This window comes from Zunongwangia endophytica (genome assembly GCF_030409505.1).
Lineage (GTDB): Bacteria > Bacteroidota > Bacteroidia > Flavobacteriales > Flavobacteriaceae > Zunongwangia > Zunongwangia endophytica.
On the sequence record NZ_JAUFPZ010000002.1, the window covers coordinates 822,056 to 836,684 of the forward strand.

Here is a 14,629-nt window from a genome sequence, read left to right on the forward strand (position 1 = left end):
AGAACATTGGTTGGATTGCTTTTGCTGTTTATACTACTGCTTATAGTTTTTTCGATACCGGCGGTCCAAACTTCTTTGGCCGATAAACTTACCAAATCTTTAAAAGAAAACAATAACGTTAATATAGATATTGGCCGTGTGTCGCTAAGTTATTTTGGCGACGTTCAGGTTAACGACATTTTTATAGAAGATCATCATCAGGACACTTTAATATTTGCTCAAGAATTAAGAACCTCAATACTCGGTCTAGGAAATTTATTAAATAGTTCTCCAAAACTTGGAAAAACAACCGTACAAGATTTCACGATGCGAATGCGCCGATATGAAGGGGAAGATTTGGATAATATGGGTGTTTTTATAAGTAAATTGAATTCTGAAACCTCTTCTGAAAGCAAACCTTTTAAATTAAACGTATCGAATCTTCAGGTGCTGGATAGTCGCTACAGTTTTATTGATGAAAATAATAAGTATCCTGAAATTATCAAATTTGATGAATTGAGCATCAATGCTGATAATTTTGGAGTAGATGGTGCTGAAATTACTGCTGATATTAAGTTAATAAGAGCGCATGATAAGCGTGGAATGCAAATAAAACGCCTAAGCACTAATTTTCTCTATAATCCTACTGAAATGAAGCTGAGTGAGCTGGAAATAATCACGGCAAATTCAGAAATTTATGCAGATTTAGATTTTAAGTACCAGGAAGGTGATTTTGGTGATTTTTTCAATAAAGTAAAACTTAATGCAGATTTTCACGAATCTGAGATTTCTTCAGATGATCTTCAGGTGTTCTATGATGCGTTTGGAGATGATGAGATTTTAAATCTTAGCGTAAATTTAAGTGGAACTTTGAATGATCTTCAGATGAACGACGTGCAACTATTTGGTTTGGATCGAAGTGCAATTTATGGAGATCTAAACATGAAAGGCGCTTTTACAGGTGAAGCTGAAGATTTTGAATTAATTGGAGATCTTAGAAATTTTTCTTCTAATTATTATGATTTAGTCAACTTTTTACCCGGAGTATTAAGTGGTAAACTTCCGCAGCAACTTAGCACTTTTGGGAGTGTAAGAGTTGCCGGTAACGCAAAAATCACCAGTACATCCGTAGATTTAGATATCAATTTAAATTCTCAATTAGGATCGGCTATTGCAAAAATTAATTTTGATAATCTAAATAGTGATAATGCTGGTTATGCCGGGAACTTAACAGTGAAAGACTTCAACATCGGTAGGTTAATCGAAAACAAAGAAGTAGGAAAAACATCCTTCAATTTGGATATCGACGGAACTGGATTTACTGCTGATAATTTAAATACGAAGCTAAAAGGGCAAATCTCGAAATTAGGATTTAAAGGATATAATTATTCGAATATTCGCGTGATCGGAAATATGCGCGCACCAGTTTTCAATGGAAATTTGGCGATTAATGATCCTAATCTACGAATGGAGTTTAATGGTCTTGCAGATTTGTCTTCAGATATTAATAATTACGATTTTGAAGCCTCTGTTGGTTATGCAGATCTTTTTAAAATGAATCTTATTACTCGTGATACGATTTCTATTTTTAAAGGTGATGTTATTATGAATATGGCAGGAACAAACATCGACGATGCTGTTGGAGAAATTTTATTGCTGAATACATCTTACGAAAATCAAATGGATTTATACAGATTCGATGATTTTAGTATCAAATCTAGTTTTAATGCTGATATAAGAACAATTGCCATCAATAGTCCAGATGTGCTTAGCGGCGAAATGGAAGGACGTTTTAGATTATCTGAGTTACAAGCTTTATTTCAGAATTCTATAGGCTCGATTTATACCAATTACGAGCCGAATGTGATTACCAATAATCAGTTTATGGAATTCGATTTTGATATCTATAATAAGATTGTTGAAGTTTTTTACCCAGATTTGACATTATCGCCTAATACCTTTTTACGTGGTAGAGTAGAATCTGATGAATCTGAATTTACACTGAATTTTAGATCGCCAAAAATAGATCTTTTCGACAATATGTTTCAGGGAGTGAATCTTCAGGTAGATAACACCAACCCAATTTATAACACGTATTTTGAAGCCGATAGTGTAGCTACGGCGAGCTATAACTTTTCAGAATTTAGTTTTATCAACGTAACCCAACGAGATACTTTATTTATACGATCTGAGTTTAAAGGAGGGAAGAGCGACGAAGATGTCTTCAACCTCAATTTGTATCACACCATAAATAAAGAAAATCAATCTGTAGTAGGGATTCAACGAAGTGATCTAACTTTTAAACAGAATACGTGGTATATAAATCAAAATCGAAATAAGAAAAACAAGATTGTTTTCGAAAATAGCTTCAAAGACATCACGATTGATTCTTTGGTGATGAATCACGGAAATGAAGAAATCCGTTTAAGTGGTGTGCTTAGAGATTCAACTTATAAAGATTTGCAGATGAATTTTGATAATGTTGATCTGCATAAAATCACTCCAGAAATTGATAGTTTGGGGATTGGGGGGATTCTAAACGGTAAATTAGATGTGATTCAGGAAAAAGGAGCGTATTATCCCAATACGTCGATGATGATCGATTCATTAAAAATAAACGAAATTCTGCTTGGGAATATGAGTTTAGATGTTTCGGGGAATGAAAATTTAACAAGCTACAATATTAACGCTCAACTACGCAAAGAAGGTATCGAATCGCTTTCAGCTAACGGAGCTATAAATGTTGAAGGTTCACAACCCACCATCGATTTAGAAGTGGCGCTTCAGAAATTGAATATGGCTGCTTTTAGTCCTTTAGGAGGTGATGTAATAGCTAATATTCGTGGTTTAGCGTCGGGAACGGCAACGGTAACTGGTAATTATAAAAATCCAGATTTTGGCGGAAGTCTATTTTTAGATAAAGCAGGTCTAAAAGTTCCGTATTTGAATGTTGATATTGATTTTCTGAATCAAGCTGAAGTCATTTTAGATCAACAGCAGTTTATATTCAATAATATCGATATTCGGGATACAAAATATAAAACCCGCGGAATACTGAAGGGGAATATTGCTCACGAGAATTTCACAAAATGGTTTTTAGATTTGGGGATTACAACCGATCGATTGCTTGTTTTGGATACTGAAGCAGATGAAGATGCCTTGTACTACGGAACAGCTTTTATTAGTGGTGATGCCGGAATCAAAGGGCCTACAGATGAATTAGTGATCGATGTTAATGCTACTACAGAAGAAGGAACGATATTTAAAATTCCGCTTAGTGATGAAGAATCTGTGGGGGATAACTCCTATATCCACTTTTTAACTCCGGAAGAAAAAGCAGCACGAGCTGCGGGTAAAGAGATCGAAATTCCTGAAGTAAAAGGTATTGAATTATTGTTTGATCTTGATGTTACCCGTGATGCTGAAGTAGAAGTAGTAATAGATCAGACAAGCGGAAGTACTTTGCGAGGTCGCGGTGCGGGAAATTTGCTTTTAGAAATTAACACCAGTGGTAAATTTAATATGTGGGGTGATTTTATCGTTTATGAGGGTGTTTATAATTTTAAATATGCTGGTTTAGTTCAAAAAGTATTTAATGTAAAATCTGGCGGAAGTATCAATTGGGACGGTAATCCATTACAAGCAGAATTAAATGTTAGCGCTATTTATTCGCTAAATGCCAATCCTGCAGTCTTATTAGAAAACCCTTCAGTGAATCGAAAAATCCCTGTAGACGTTGTGATCAATTTACAAGGACAGGTAATCCAACCAGATATTAATTTTGATATTCAGTTTCCAACGGCAAGTTCTGTAGTGCGTTCAGAATTAGAATATCGTATGGATGATAGGGCAAGCAGAGAGCTACAGGCATTATTTCTAGTAACACAAAATGCGTTTTACAGCGAATTTGGATTAAATCAAACTGCGATTACCGGTACGTTAGCTGAAAGAGCTTCGAGTATTGTAAACGATATTTTTGCCGATGATGATGGTAAATTTCAGGTAGGTGTTAATTACGTTCAGGGAGATCGTACCCCAAACCAACAAACAGTCGATCGATTTGGACTTACATTGAGTACCCAAATTAGTGAAAGAGTACTTATTAATGGAGCAGTGGGAGTTCCTATTGGTGGTACTACCGAATCGGTTATTGTTGGAGATTTGGAAATCGATTTTTTGTTAAATGAAGATGGTTCTTTAAGAGCTACGGTTTTTAATAGAGAAAATAATATTCAATTTATAGGTGAGCAAATTGGATTTACCCAAGGTGTTGGATTATCATATTCTGTAGATTTCGATACTTTCAAAGAATTGATTAGAAAAATAACAAATAAAGAATTGGAAAGCTCCAATACTCCTCAGGAAAATGTAAACGAGAAAATTGAAGCTAAAAACTCATTAGCTCCAGACTATATCAACTTTCCATCTGAAGATACAGATTTATAAATAGTAAAAAATAATTGATAATTTGAAGTCAATTAAATCCCAGTTCGCTTACTATTTTCGTGTTTACTTTGTAATTTTACAATCCAAATTATAATTATTTTATGAGTAAAAGAATTAAACGAATCGGGGTAATAACTTCTGGAGGTGATGCACCTGGAATGAATGCTGCAATTCGCGCTGTGGTTAGAGCATGCTCTTATTATCATGTTAGCTGTGTAGGTTTTTTCAATGGATACAACGGACTAATAAACGGAGAGTTTGAAGAACTTGATGCTCGTAGTGTACGTAATATTATAAATTTGGGAGGTACTTTTTTAAAAAGTGCTCGTTCTAAAGAATTTAGAACAAAAGAAGGCAGAGCAAAAGCATATAAAGTTCTTCAAAAAGAAAAAGTTGACGGATTGGTCTTAATTGGTGGTGATGGAACTTTTGCCGGTGGCCAAATCTTTAGTAAAGAATACGATATTCCGGTTATTGGTGTACCGGGAACTATTGATAATGATATTTTTGGTACTTCACACACTATAGGTTACGATACGGCATTGAATACCGTTGTTACCGCTATAGATAAAATTAGAGATACAGCGAGTTCTCATGATCGCTTATTTTTTATTGAAGTAATGGGGAGAGATGCCGGTTTTATTGCTCTAAATACTGGAATTGGAGCAGGAGCTGAAGAAATTTTAATTCCTGAAGAAAACTTAGGATTAGACCGCTTATTAGATTCTTTGGAAAAAAGTAGAAGGTCAGGAAAATCTTCTAGTATTGTTATTGTTTCTGAAGGTGATAAAATAGGAAAGAGTGTTTTTCAACTAGCAGATTATGTAAAAGAGAATTTGCCGTATTACGACGCCAAAGTTACAGTTTTAGGACATATCCAGCGAGGAGGAGTTCCTACTTGTTTTGATCGAGTATTAGCAAGTAGATTGTCTGTAAAGGCTGTAGAACTGTTATTAGATGATCAAAAAAATCTAATGGTAGGTCTAAAAGATGATAATATAATTTCCTGTCCATTAGATGATGTAATTCACGAAAAACCATCAATAAATAAAGACTTACTTAGAATTTCTGAAATCCTTTCTACTTAATGAAGACAATCGCAATTATTGCCCACAATGGGAAAAAAGCTGAAATGGTTCAGTTTCTTAATGAATATCGAACCGTTTTGGAATCAAAAGACGTGCAATTAATTTCTACCGGAACAACGGGTAGCAAAGCCGAGGTTGCTGGATTTAGTGTACATAAATTATTGTCTGGTCCGCTTGGTGGCGATGCACAGATAGCGAGTAGGTTGGTAGAGGGTAAAGTAGATATGGTGGTTTTCTTTAGAGATCCTATGGATAAACATCCGCATGAACCCGATATTTTTATGCTAATGAGACTTTGCGATGTTCATAATATTCCTTTAGCAACAAATCCGGCTACGGCAAAACTGTTAGTAGAGGGTATTTAAATAGATTTTTCAGTTGAAGTATAATAAACCACTATTATTTATTGCGATACTTTTTTCGTTTTATAATTCTTTTGGACAGAAAAATAAATCTAATTATCAAGGTGAATTTTATAAATTAGGTTTTAACTATGGGTTTGGAAGTGTAGACAATCCGATCTTTACAGATGATGATTATTTCTATGATTTTCAGCTTAGAAAAATTGAGATTTACTATAAAATTAAAGAAGGAATTCTTTATGATTTAGAATTTATTTTTCAGCCAGAATATAATACCGTTAAACATCAACTCACTAGTGATAGGTATATTGTGAGTGTTAATCATCCTTTAATTGATAGAGTGGAGGAAATGAAAACACTTAAAAAATTTCATGAATATATAATGAATTTTGGGATGATTGCTAGAAAGAAAATCGGCCATTCCAGTAGTCTTTATTTTCTTGCTAGTATTGGTCCAGGTTATTTTGAGAAGACCAGTGAACGTATGGAAAAAGGAATTGGTTTTTCTGATAATTTGGCAATAGGTTTTAGTTACGATATTAACCGATTTTTTTTGGATTCACGGATAGGTTATCGCCATGTTTCTAATGCTAACATCAATCAGGTGAATGATGGTTATGATTCTCTAGTATTAGATATTGGCATAGGATTTTATTTATTATAAAAATACTATTTGCTTTAAATCTCAAAAAAATCTAAAACTTCTTTCCAATTTTTGGCCCTAGAGTGATTCTTAACTTTCAGGTTGTGGAAAGCTTCAAAAAGTAATGTTTCTCCTTTAAAAGGGTCTAGATTTTTTGGATGATCATCAATCATAAAATCTGTATTGATGATACTTTTGTTTCCGCAGAAAATAATATTCTTCCAGCTAATAAAAGGAAAGTTGGCTTTTAGCCAGTTTCTTTTTTCAGTAAGGCTAATTGGGAATTCCATAGCTGCAGAAACAACATAAACTTCATAGTTTTTCTGTAATCTTCTTATGGCTTCTACAGCACCATCCATTACCGGTGCAGTTTCAAAAAAACGTGCAGAATTTGCATATTTCTTTATAATGCCATCAACAGGAAAAGCTTTAGATTCAGATTTACCTCTGATATCTTCCTTAGATAGATTTTCAGTATATTCCTTATTATACCAGTTTATAAAATGTGCTTCCACATCTGCCATAACACCGTCCATGTCTATGGCTATAGATTGTTTTTTCATTAATATTTATTCTAAATTAAAACCGCTAGAATTTTCCTACAACACCTATGGTACCAGCACCAATAGTTAAATGCCAACTCACTTTAGTCTCTTTTCTTAATTCAGGATTGTCTCTCATTAATGTTTGCTGATCAAGATATTTATCTACCGAATCTACTACAGCAATAGTCAAAGCCATACTTAAAGCTACATCTGTTAGCCAGTGAGCGCCTTGCCATAGTCGAGATACGGGGGAAACCATACCGGCTAAATATAAACCACCTTTAGCCCAGGGACTCTCAAATTGCTTACTTAAAGCGTAAAATGTCGTAAATGATAATATGGTATGTCCTGAAGGAAAGGAATGGTAAGTACCCTCTTTAGAAAATGGTTTAAAAGATAATCGACCTCTACCATCACCGGGACGGGCTCTTCCCGCAATATTCTTAGAAATAGTTTGAATAAGTCCTGCACTACTGGCTGCTGAAATCATTAAAATTCCCGTTCTTCTAATTTTAGGACTTTTAGTGAACAATCCAGTAAAATAGATTAATCCGGTAACTCCGTAGTTGTTCTGCGGACTTCCAAAATACCATCCAAATTCTTTGATAACACCCGGAACATCTTCTTCTTGATCTCTAAAAAATTGATGAGCTTCTTCATCCATAAGATTCAGCCCTGCGGTTCCTATAGCCGTTCCTAAAAAAAGACCGATATCATTATTTTGCCATTGGAAAGGTCTTGAATATGTGTATTTTAATCCGCCAAACATAAGTTCTGCGTCACCTTTTAAGGTTTCCCAGGTAGATTCTTCAGGATTATTAAAAGTGGTATTAAATTCAGGAGTTCCTTCCTGAGCTACTAATGATGCGGTTAAAACAAAAAGTAAGCTCTGAAAATATAGCTTTAGATTAAAGCTTTTCAATTTCATTTTTTTAAATTTTTTACAAATAAATAGTATTTACATAAATTAAACCTCTTATTAAAGATATTTTTAAACTGAAACTCAATATTTGTCTTTTTTCGGTAACTATTTCAGGTAAAATTAATGGAATTTCAATTGTTTTCTTAGCTTGTAGTCTTGCTCATTAAACATGCTAAAAATGAATAATTATCAACCAAAGGAAGACAGATATACTAAAATGAAATATCGCCGCTGCGGTAAAAGCGGAATTCAATTGCCAATGATTTCACTGGGCCTGTGGCACAATTTCGGCGATGTGGACGATTTGGATAATTCTAGAGCGATTTTGAGAACTGCCTTTGATAATGGCATTACTCATTTTGATTTGGCAAATAATTATGGTCCGCCTTACGGTAGTGCTGAGAAAAACTTCGGAAAAATTTTTGCTGAAGATTTCAAATCCTATCGTGATGAATTAATAATTTCTTCCAAAGCAGGTTATGATATGTGGCCAGGCCCGTATGGAAACTTTGGTTCTAGAAAATATTTAATAGCAAGCTTGGATCAATCCCTAAAAAGAATGGGATTAGATTATGTTGATGTATTTTATCATCATCGGCCAGACCCCGAAACGCCATTAGAAGAAACAATGGGCGCTTTAGATCAAATTGTAAGAAGCGGAAAAGCATTATACGTTGGTGTTTCAAATTATCCCGCAGATAGAACTGCCAAAGCTGCTAAAATCTTAAAAGAACTAGGAACTCCATTTTTAATACATCAACCCAAATACAGCATGATGGATCGTTGGGTTGAAGAAGATAATCTGTTAGATACTCTAGAAAATGCTGGTCTTGGTAGTATTGTTTTTTCTCCGCTTCAGCAAGGGATTTTGACAGATAAATATTTAAAAGGCATACCGAAAGGTTCTCGAGCTGATAAGGAAGGAACCTACTTGCAGAAAGATCGAATCACTCCTGAAATTGTGAATACAGTGCAGCAATTAAATGAAATAGCAAAAGACCGGAATCAAAGTTTAGCGCAAATGGCTGTTGCCTGGTTGCTTAAAGATAATCGCGTGAGTTCAGTTCTAGTAGGAGTGAGCAAGATAAAGCAGCTGGAGGATAATATTGCAGCTTTAGATCATTTAGAATTTAAAGCGGAAGAACTAGAAAAAATAGAGAAAATACTGAATGGATAATACGGTAAAAACCTCGAATTAAGATTCGAGGTTTTTAATACTTAATTTTATTCTACTACCGCAATAGCGCTTATTTCTACATTTACGAACTTCGGCAAATTGGCAACTTCTACAGTTTCTCTTGCGGGAGCAGTTTTAGCTTCAAAATAAGTTCCGTAGATTTCATTTATTTTACTGAAGTTATTCATGTCACTTATAAAAATAGAGGTTTTAATCACATTTTCGAATGTGCAGCCAGCTTCATCTAAAATAGCCTGAAGGTTAGCCATCACCATTTTAGTTTCCGATTCTAAATCACTAGTTTCCAAATTTCCGGTTACCGGATTAATCGCAATTTGTCCTGAAATAAAAATCATATTCCCGGTTTTCACAGCCTGATTGTAAGGACCGATAGGAGCAGGTGCTTTTTCTGTTTTTATTATTTGTTTTTTCATAATCTGTATTTAGTGGTTATAGGTTTTAGTTTCTTCCGATAGTTCTTGTAGGCTGTCTACGCTTGTCGTATTTAATATCACTTAAAACTGAAGATTTTATGCCGATAAAGAAATTCCATGATCTTCTTGCACTAAATGGCACCCAGCTAAAACTCATTCTCCAACTTTCTAAATCTCTCTGGAAACGCAATTGTGTATAGGTAAAACCACCTTCTCTAATATCGAATCCAGAAGAGGCTCCAACAGCCCATTTTGGAGATAATTCAACATCACCAGAAAACATTAAGGAATGTGAAGAAATCTCGCTCTGTCTTCTTTGATTGCTATACGTCATCGTATACGATAATCGTATATCCCATGGAATTTTATAGCGATACCATTCTTTGTTTTTTTCTTCTTCCTCATCGCCTTCAAAAGGATCTTCATCTTCATAAAGATTGCCGTCTAAATCGGTATTTTTTCCGAAGAGATCATCTTTACGACCACCATTTCTATAAGATTCGTTATCAATTTCATCTTCATTTTCATTATCCTTATCTGAAAAATCTTTGCTGGAAAACGAATATCCGAAACTTACGTTAGCATTAGTTAATCTGAATAAACTACCGCCATTGGCAATATTCAACTTGTCAATTCGCTGGTTATTGTTATTAAGGGCGTAAGGATCTAAATTCCCGGTAAAGTTTATGTCTAATTTATTCTGAATAATAGGAATACCACCTCGAACCGAAACTGGTGCTAGTTTTAACTTATCTGCAGCTAAATTATAAGAAGTACTGAAGCTGAAATTATTCAATAATTTGATCTTTTTTGGCTCGGTTGCAGTGCTATCTTTATCTCTTACTTTCGCTTCTAACGTGTTACTAACGCTCAATCCAATAGAACTTGAATAGTTTCGATTGGGCGCTCCGTAAAGTGTTCCTGTAAATCGAGAATATTCAACAAGATCTGTTAATCCATCTCTATCTGTAAGAGATTCTCTTTCGTAAGTGTCGTAATATTGATCGAAAGCAGGGTTTATTCCGTAGCTAATCGATGGGCGAATAACGTGTCTTATGGCCTGTATCTTACTATCTTTACTAAAATCCTTACGACCGTAAAGTGTTGTACCTATACTGGTATTGAAATTATAAGTTCGATAAGAATCGAATCCATTAATCGTATCGATAACCTCACTATTTGTAGTTTCATCGTAAGACCGCTCGTAGGTTTTAAAAACCCAGTTTTCTTCAAAATTGGTACTTGCGCTTACACTAAAATATTTCAGTATCTTAAAATTTGTAGCTAATGGAATACTATGCTGTGCACCCAAAACGGCATCTCTAAACATTTCTGGTTGAAAGAATAAAGAATCTGTAGTATTAAATCGATTTTCAGCTCTTAAATTATATTGTAAATTAATATTCTGAATAATTCCTTTTTTTGATCCGCCTTGAGGAGCAAAAGGATATATTCGATCTACGCTTGCCTGTAATGTTGGCAAAGTCATATTTATTTCTCCCGTATTTGTATTTTGGCTATGGGTTGCTGTTAAACTGAAATTTACTCCAGGATTTCCTTCAAAAGTTTTACTATAAGAAACAGAAGAACTAAGTGTATTATTTAAGAAGTTTGCGGTGTTACTTTGGTTTACAGATTGCTGATAATAATTACTACTACCTAAATTGACGGAAGCAGAAAATCTTGAAGAAGGACTCGCTTTTGCATCCTGACTATGGGACCAACGGATGTTATAAACCGAACTTTCCGAAAAATCAGGAAAACCTCGCTCACTATTATATTGCCGCTCGTATCTAAAACTAAAATTACCTCTAAATTTGTACCTTTTCGTATAACTGGATTCAAGTCGCATGGCATAACTTCCGTTGGTATAATAATCCCCGACTGCCAAAAGATCTGCATAATCACTCAGCGCAAAATAATATCCTCCATTTTGTAGAAAATAACCCTGTTGGCTATCTCCAAAAGATGGAATAATAAATCCTGAAGTTCGTTCTTCAGTAAGTGGGAAATACCCAAAAGGTAATCCTAAAGGTGTTGGAATATCTGCGATATACATATTTACAAAACCAGATACAATTTTCCTGTCTGGAACAAATTTTATCTTTCTGGCATAAAAATAATATTCTGGATCGTCTACGTTTTCTGAAGTGGTAAACCGAACATTCTTCATAAAATAAACAGAGTCATTCTCTCTCTTCGTAACCTCTCCTTTTACATTAAAAGAAGCTTCTTGTGTTCTGGAATTATACACTAAAGCTCTTTCTGTATCAAAGTTAAACCGAATAGAATCGGGTTCTACAGTTTTTGCTCCCTGCTGAAAAACTGGTGTTTGAGTGTAGGCGCCGGTAGAGTCCGTTATTCCATAGGCATAGACTTCATTTTTTTCGTTGTCTATTATAATGTAACCGGCATCGATGGTCATATCCTGATACACCACCTGAGCTTCGTTGTAGAGATACATTTTCTTTTCACGATTACTAAGCCTCATATAATCGGTGGCTTTGTAATCTACAACATCGGTAATCATCCGATTTTTTCGCTCTTGCTTAAGGGTATCTGTTTGAAAAAGGCCAAGAATACTATCCTGGGATTTGATCATTTGTGCTAACGGTAAGGTACTTACCAGAACAAGCGAATCTTTCTCGGCTTCTATCCTAATACTTCGATTTTGTTCTATTTCCTGAGCTTGTAAAAGGGCACCAGAGAACAATAGGAAAATACAGCAAAAAAGTATATTGGGTATATTTGTTTGCAATGCTTTAAGTACTATTTTTGTAAAGAATGGCTTACTTTTTGAGTTTCCAAAAATACATATATTTTTTTAGCTAACTTTTGTGATCACGCGAAAATAGTAATTAAAATATTCACCCAAGAATTAGCGTTGCTTATTTATGAGAACGAATATACTTAGACTTTTATTATTAGCATTTATTTTAGTTTCAGGACAGTTAAGTTTAGCTGCAGAGAAACCTATGCCTACAGATCCCTTTGTCGTGGTTCTGGATGCCGGTCACGGTGGTAAGGATCCTGGAAATATGGGGAATGGCTATAAAGAAAAAGATATAGCCCTTAATATTGTATTGAAGGTAGGAAAAGAGTTGGAAAGTAGGGGCATCAAAGTGGTTTATACCCGTAATACCGATGTTTTTATTCCTTTAATGGAACGAGGGCAGATTGCTAACGATGCGGAAGCCGACCTTTTTGTTTCAGTACATTGTAACTCTCACAATTCCCAGGCTTCAGGAACTGAAACTTTTGTGTTGGGGCTAAATAGAAATAAAACTAATTTTGAGGTAGCTAAGCGTGAAAACTCGGTGATATATATGGAGGAGGATTATAAGGTGACCTATAATGGTTTTGACCCTAATTCTCCCGAATCCTTTATAGGTATGACATTAATGCAGGAAGAGTATCTTAATCAAAGTATTTTATTAGCCGATTTAATTCAGAAAAAATTTACTTTAGATCTAAAGCGTAAAAACCGTGGAGTAAAAGAAGGTGCTTTAATTGTGTTACACCAAACCTACATGCCGAGCGTTTTGGTAGAGGTAGGTTTTCTTACCAATAATAGTGAGGGTGCTTTTCTAAATAGTAACGCAGGCCAAAGTAAAATGTCTGGTGCTATAGTAGAGGGTATTCTAAATTATGGTGCACAAATTAATATGTCCTCTTTAGAAAGTATTGCTCAAACTCCTAAAACCGTTCCCCAATCTGAATCTGGGGTAAGTATAGACGGTAAACCAGCAGACTATTACGAAGGAATTATTTTTAGCGTGCAACTTGCTGCCGGTTCTTCTAAATTAGAGACAAAATCTTATAATTTTAAGGGTATTGAAAACGTCTTTAGAAAAAAAGAAGGCAAATTGTACAAATATTATCTGGGAGAAACCTCTAGTTACCTCGATATACAAAAACTGCATCAAAATGCGATAAACAAGGGCTATCCAAATAGTTATATCGTAGCCTTTAAAAATGGCGAAAAGATTACAGTTAATGACGCGTTAAAAACTAATGTCAATTAAGATACTTTTCTATATTTATGCCTAAATTTGTTTGCATACTAAAAAACTAGCTTTTGAAATATTCTAAAGAGGTTAAAACCGCTATTCTTGCAATCGTTGCAATTGTACTTCTTATTTTTGGGTACAGCTTTCTAAAGGGTAAGAACTTATTAGATTCCAGTCGTACATTTTACGCAATTTATGATGATGTTGAAGGATTATCACCATCTTCCGCAGTAACTATTAATGGTCTTAAAGTAGGACAGGTTACAAATATAGATTTCTTTAATGAAGTTGGTCAACTTGTAGTTACTTTTACTGTAGAGAAAGATTTTACTTTTTCTAAAAATAGTACCGCAAAAGTGTACGGAGGCGGTATTATTGGAGGAAAATCATTAGCTATCGTGCCAGAATACGAAAAAGGTAAAATGGCTCAAACAGGCGACACATTAGATAGTAATGTTGAGGAAGGAATAATGGAATTGGTTAATGAACGTCTTACGCCACTTCAGCAGAAATTAGAGAGAACCGTTGTTAGTGCAGATTCTTTACTTACTTCTATAAACGATGTTTTAAATGATAGTACAACCGAAAATATCAATAACACATTCAAAAATCTAAACGCAACGATGCGATCTTTGAAGAATACTAGTGGTTCTTTAGAAGGCATTGTGCAGGGGAATGCTGAAAATCTTAATAAAACTTTCGACAATCTAAATAAGATGTCTGGTAACTTTAAAACAGTATCAGATTCATTGAAAGCTATTAATTTAGGTCAGATCACAGATGATCTGGAAACTGTAGTTGCCGATTTTCGTAATATAGCCGATAATCTTAATAACGGTCAAGGAACTGCAGGGAAGTTGCTAAATGACGATAAGGTTTATAACAATCTTGATCGTGCAACCCACCAATTAGAAGAATTACTTCAGGATATTAAACTGAATCCTAAACGATACGTTCATTTCTCAGTTTTCGGTAAAAATCCTGGTCCTTACGATGAGCCTAAGGATTCTCTAAAATAAAATA

The 14,629-nt window shown here is 34.6% G+C and carries 11 protein-coding genes; 7 read left to right on the forward strand and 4 right to left on the reverse strand.

The features are described 5' to 3' along the window. The first annotated feature begins 75 nt into the window (after nucleotides 1-75). From QWY91_RS03730 to QWY91_RS03745, 4 genes are all read left to right on the forward strand, one after another. Nucleotides 76-4,425, forward strand: a complete 4,350-nt coding sequence (locus QWY91_RS03730) for a translocation/assembly module TamB domain-containing protein (RefSeq protein ID WP_290231825.1) — start codon at nucleotides 76-78, stop codon at nucleotides 4,423-4,425. A 101-nt stretch (nucleotides 4,426-4,526) separates the two neighbouring features. After that, nucleotides 4,527-5,513: a 6-phosphofructokinase gene (pfkA, locus tag QWY91_RS03735; protein ID WP_290231827.1), complete on the forward strand. Its 987-nt coding sequence runs from the start codon at nucleotides 4,527-4,529 to the stop codon at nucleotides 5,511-5,513. Beyond that, a complete protein-coding gene (locus QWY91_RS03740) occupies nucleotides 5,513-5,878 on the forward strand; it encodes a methylglyoxal synthase (protein WP_290231829.1) in 366 nt (121 codons plus the stop codon). The genes pfkA and QWY91_RS03740 overlap by 1 nt, the downstream gene beginning before the upstream one ends. Before the next feature lie 13 nt (nucleotides 5,879-5,891). Beyond that, on the forward strand, nucleotides 5,892-6,539 hold the full coding sequence (locus QWY91_RS03745; protein ID WP_290231831.1) for an acyloxyacyl hydrolase: 648 nt from the start codon (nucleotides 5,892-5,894) through the stop codon (nucleotides 6,537-6,539). Nucleotides 6,540-6,553: 14 nt separating this feature from the next. Here QWY91_RS03745 and QWY91_RS03750 read toward each other — a convergent pair whose 3' ends face one another. Continuing rightward, the gene (locus tag QWY91_RS03750) at nucleotides 6,554-7,081 is read right to left on the reverse strand and encodes a 5' nucleotidase, NT5C type (RefSeq protein ID WP_290231833.1); all 528 of its coding nucleotides are present in this window, start codon (nucleotides 7,079-7,081) and stop codon (nucleotides 6,554-6,556) included. A gap of 25 nt (nucleotides 7,082-7,106) precedes the next feature. Next, nucleotides 7,107-7,991, reverse strand: coding sequence for a phosphatase PAP2 family protein (locus QWY91_RS03755; protein WP_290231835.1), 885 nt, complete (start codon nucleotides 7,989-7,991; stop codon nucleotides 7,107-7,109). 172 nt (nucleotides 7,992-8,163) lie between these two features. Between QWY91_RS03755 and mgrA the strand changes: the two genes are divergently transcribed. Then, a complete protein-coding gene (mgrA, locus tag QWY91_RS03760) occupies nucleotides 8,164-9,162 on the forward strand; it encodes an L-glyceraldehyde 3-phosphate reductase (RefSeq protein ID WP_290231837.1) in 999 nt (332 codons plus the stop codon). Nucleotides 9,163-9,209: 47 nt separating this feature from the next. On the opposite strand, the gene QWY91_RS03765 is transcribed toward mgrA, so the two are convergent. Together QWY91_RS03765 and QWY91_RS03770 are read right to left on the reverse strand one after the other, a co-directional pair. Next, a complete protein-coding gene (locus tag QWY91_RS03765) occupies nucleotides 9,210-9,596 on the reverse strand; it encodes a Rid family detoxifying hydrolase (protein ID WP_290231839.1) in 387 nt (128 codons plus the stop codon). 25 nt (nucleotides 9,597-9,621) lie between these two features. Beyond that, nucleotides 9,622-12,354 carry a putative LPS assembly protein LptD gene (locus tag QWY91_RS03770; RefSeq protein WP_290231841.1) on the reverse strand — a complete coding sequence of 911 codons (2,733 nt, stop codon included), beginning with the start codon at nucleotides 12,352-12,354 and terminating at the stop codon, nucleotides 9,622-9,624. 136 nt (nucleotides 12,355-12,490) lie between these two features. On the opposite strand from QWY91_RS03770, the gene QWY91_RS03775 reads away from it, so the two are divergent. Next, nucleotides 12,491-13,621 (forward strand): N-acetylmuramoyl-L-alanine amidase family protein, encoded by a 1,131-nt coding sequence (locus QWY91_RS03775; RefSeq protein ID WP_290231843.1) that lies wholly within the window; start codon nucleotides 12,491-12,493, stop codon nucleotides 13,619-13,621. Nucleotides 13,622-13,674: 53 nt separating this feature from the next. Next, nucleotides 13,675-14,625: an MlaD family protein gene (locus QWY91_RS03780; RefSeq protein ID WP_290231845.1), complete on the forward strand. Its 951-nt coding sequence runs from the start codon at nucleotides 13,675-13,677 to the stop codon at nucleotides 14,623-14,625. The last annotated feature ends 4 nt before the right edge of the window (nucleotides 14,626-14,629 follow it).

What these genes read in the sequence shown, in the direction of transcription:
- pfkA (WP_290231827.1), top strand. Translation starts at nt 4,527, where the DNA reads ATGAGTAAAAGAATTAAACGAATCGGGGTAATAACTTCTGGAGGTGAT.
- QWY91_RS03755 (WP_290231835.1), bottom strand. Translation starts at nt 7,991, where the DNA reads ATGAAATTGAAAAGCTTTAATCTAAAGCTATATTTTCAGAGCTTACTT.
- QWY91_RS03765 (WP_290231839.1), bottom strand. Translation starts at nt 9,596, where the DNA reads ATGAAAAAACAAATAATAAAAACAGAAAAAGCACCTGCTCCTATCGGT.
- QWY91_RS03775 (WP_290231843.1), top strand. Translation starts at nt 12,491, where the DNA reads ATGAGAACGAATATACTTAGACTTTTATTATTAGCATTTATTTTAGTT.
- QWY91_RS03750 (WP_290231833.1), bottom strand. Translation starts at nt 7,081, where the DNA reads ATGAAAAAACAATCTATAGCCATAGACATGGACGGTGTTATGGCAGAT.
- mgrA (WP_290231837.1), top strand. Translation starts at nt 8,164, where the DNA reads ATGAATAATTATCAACCAAAGGAAGACAGATATACTAAAATGAAATAT.
- QWY91_RS03740 (WP_290231829.1), top strand. Translation starts at nt 5,513, where the DNA reads ATGAAGACAATCGCAATTATTGCCCACAATGGGAAAAAAGCTGAAATG.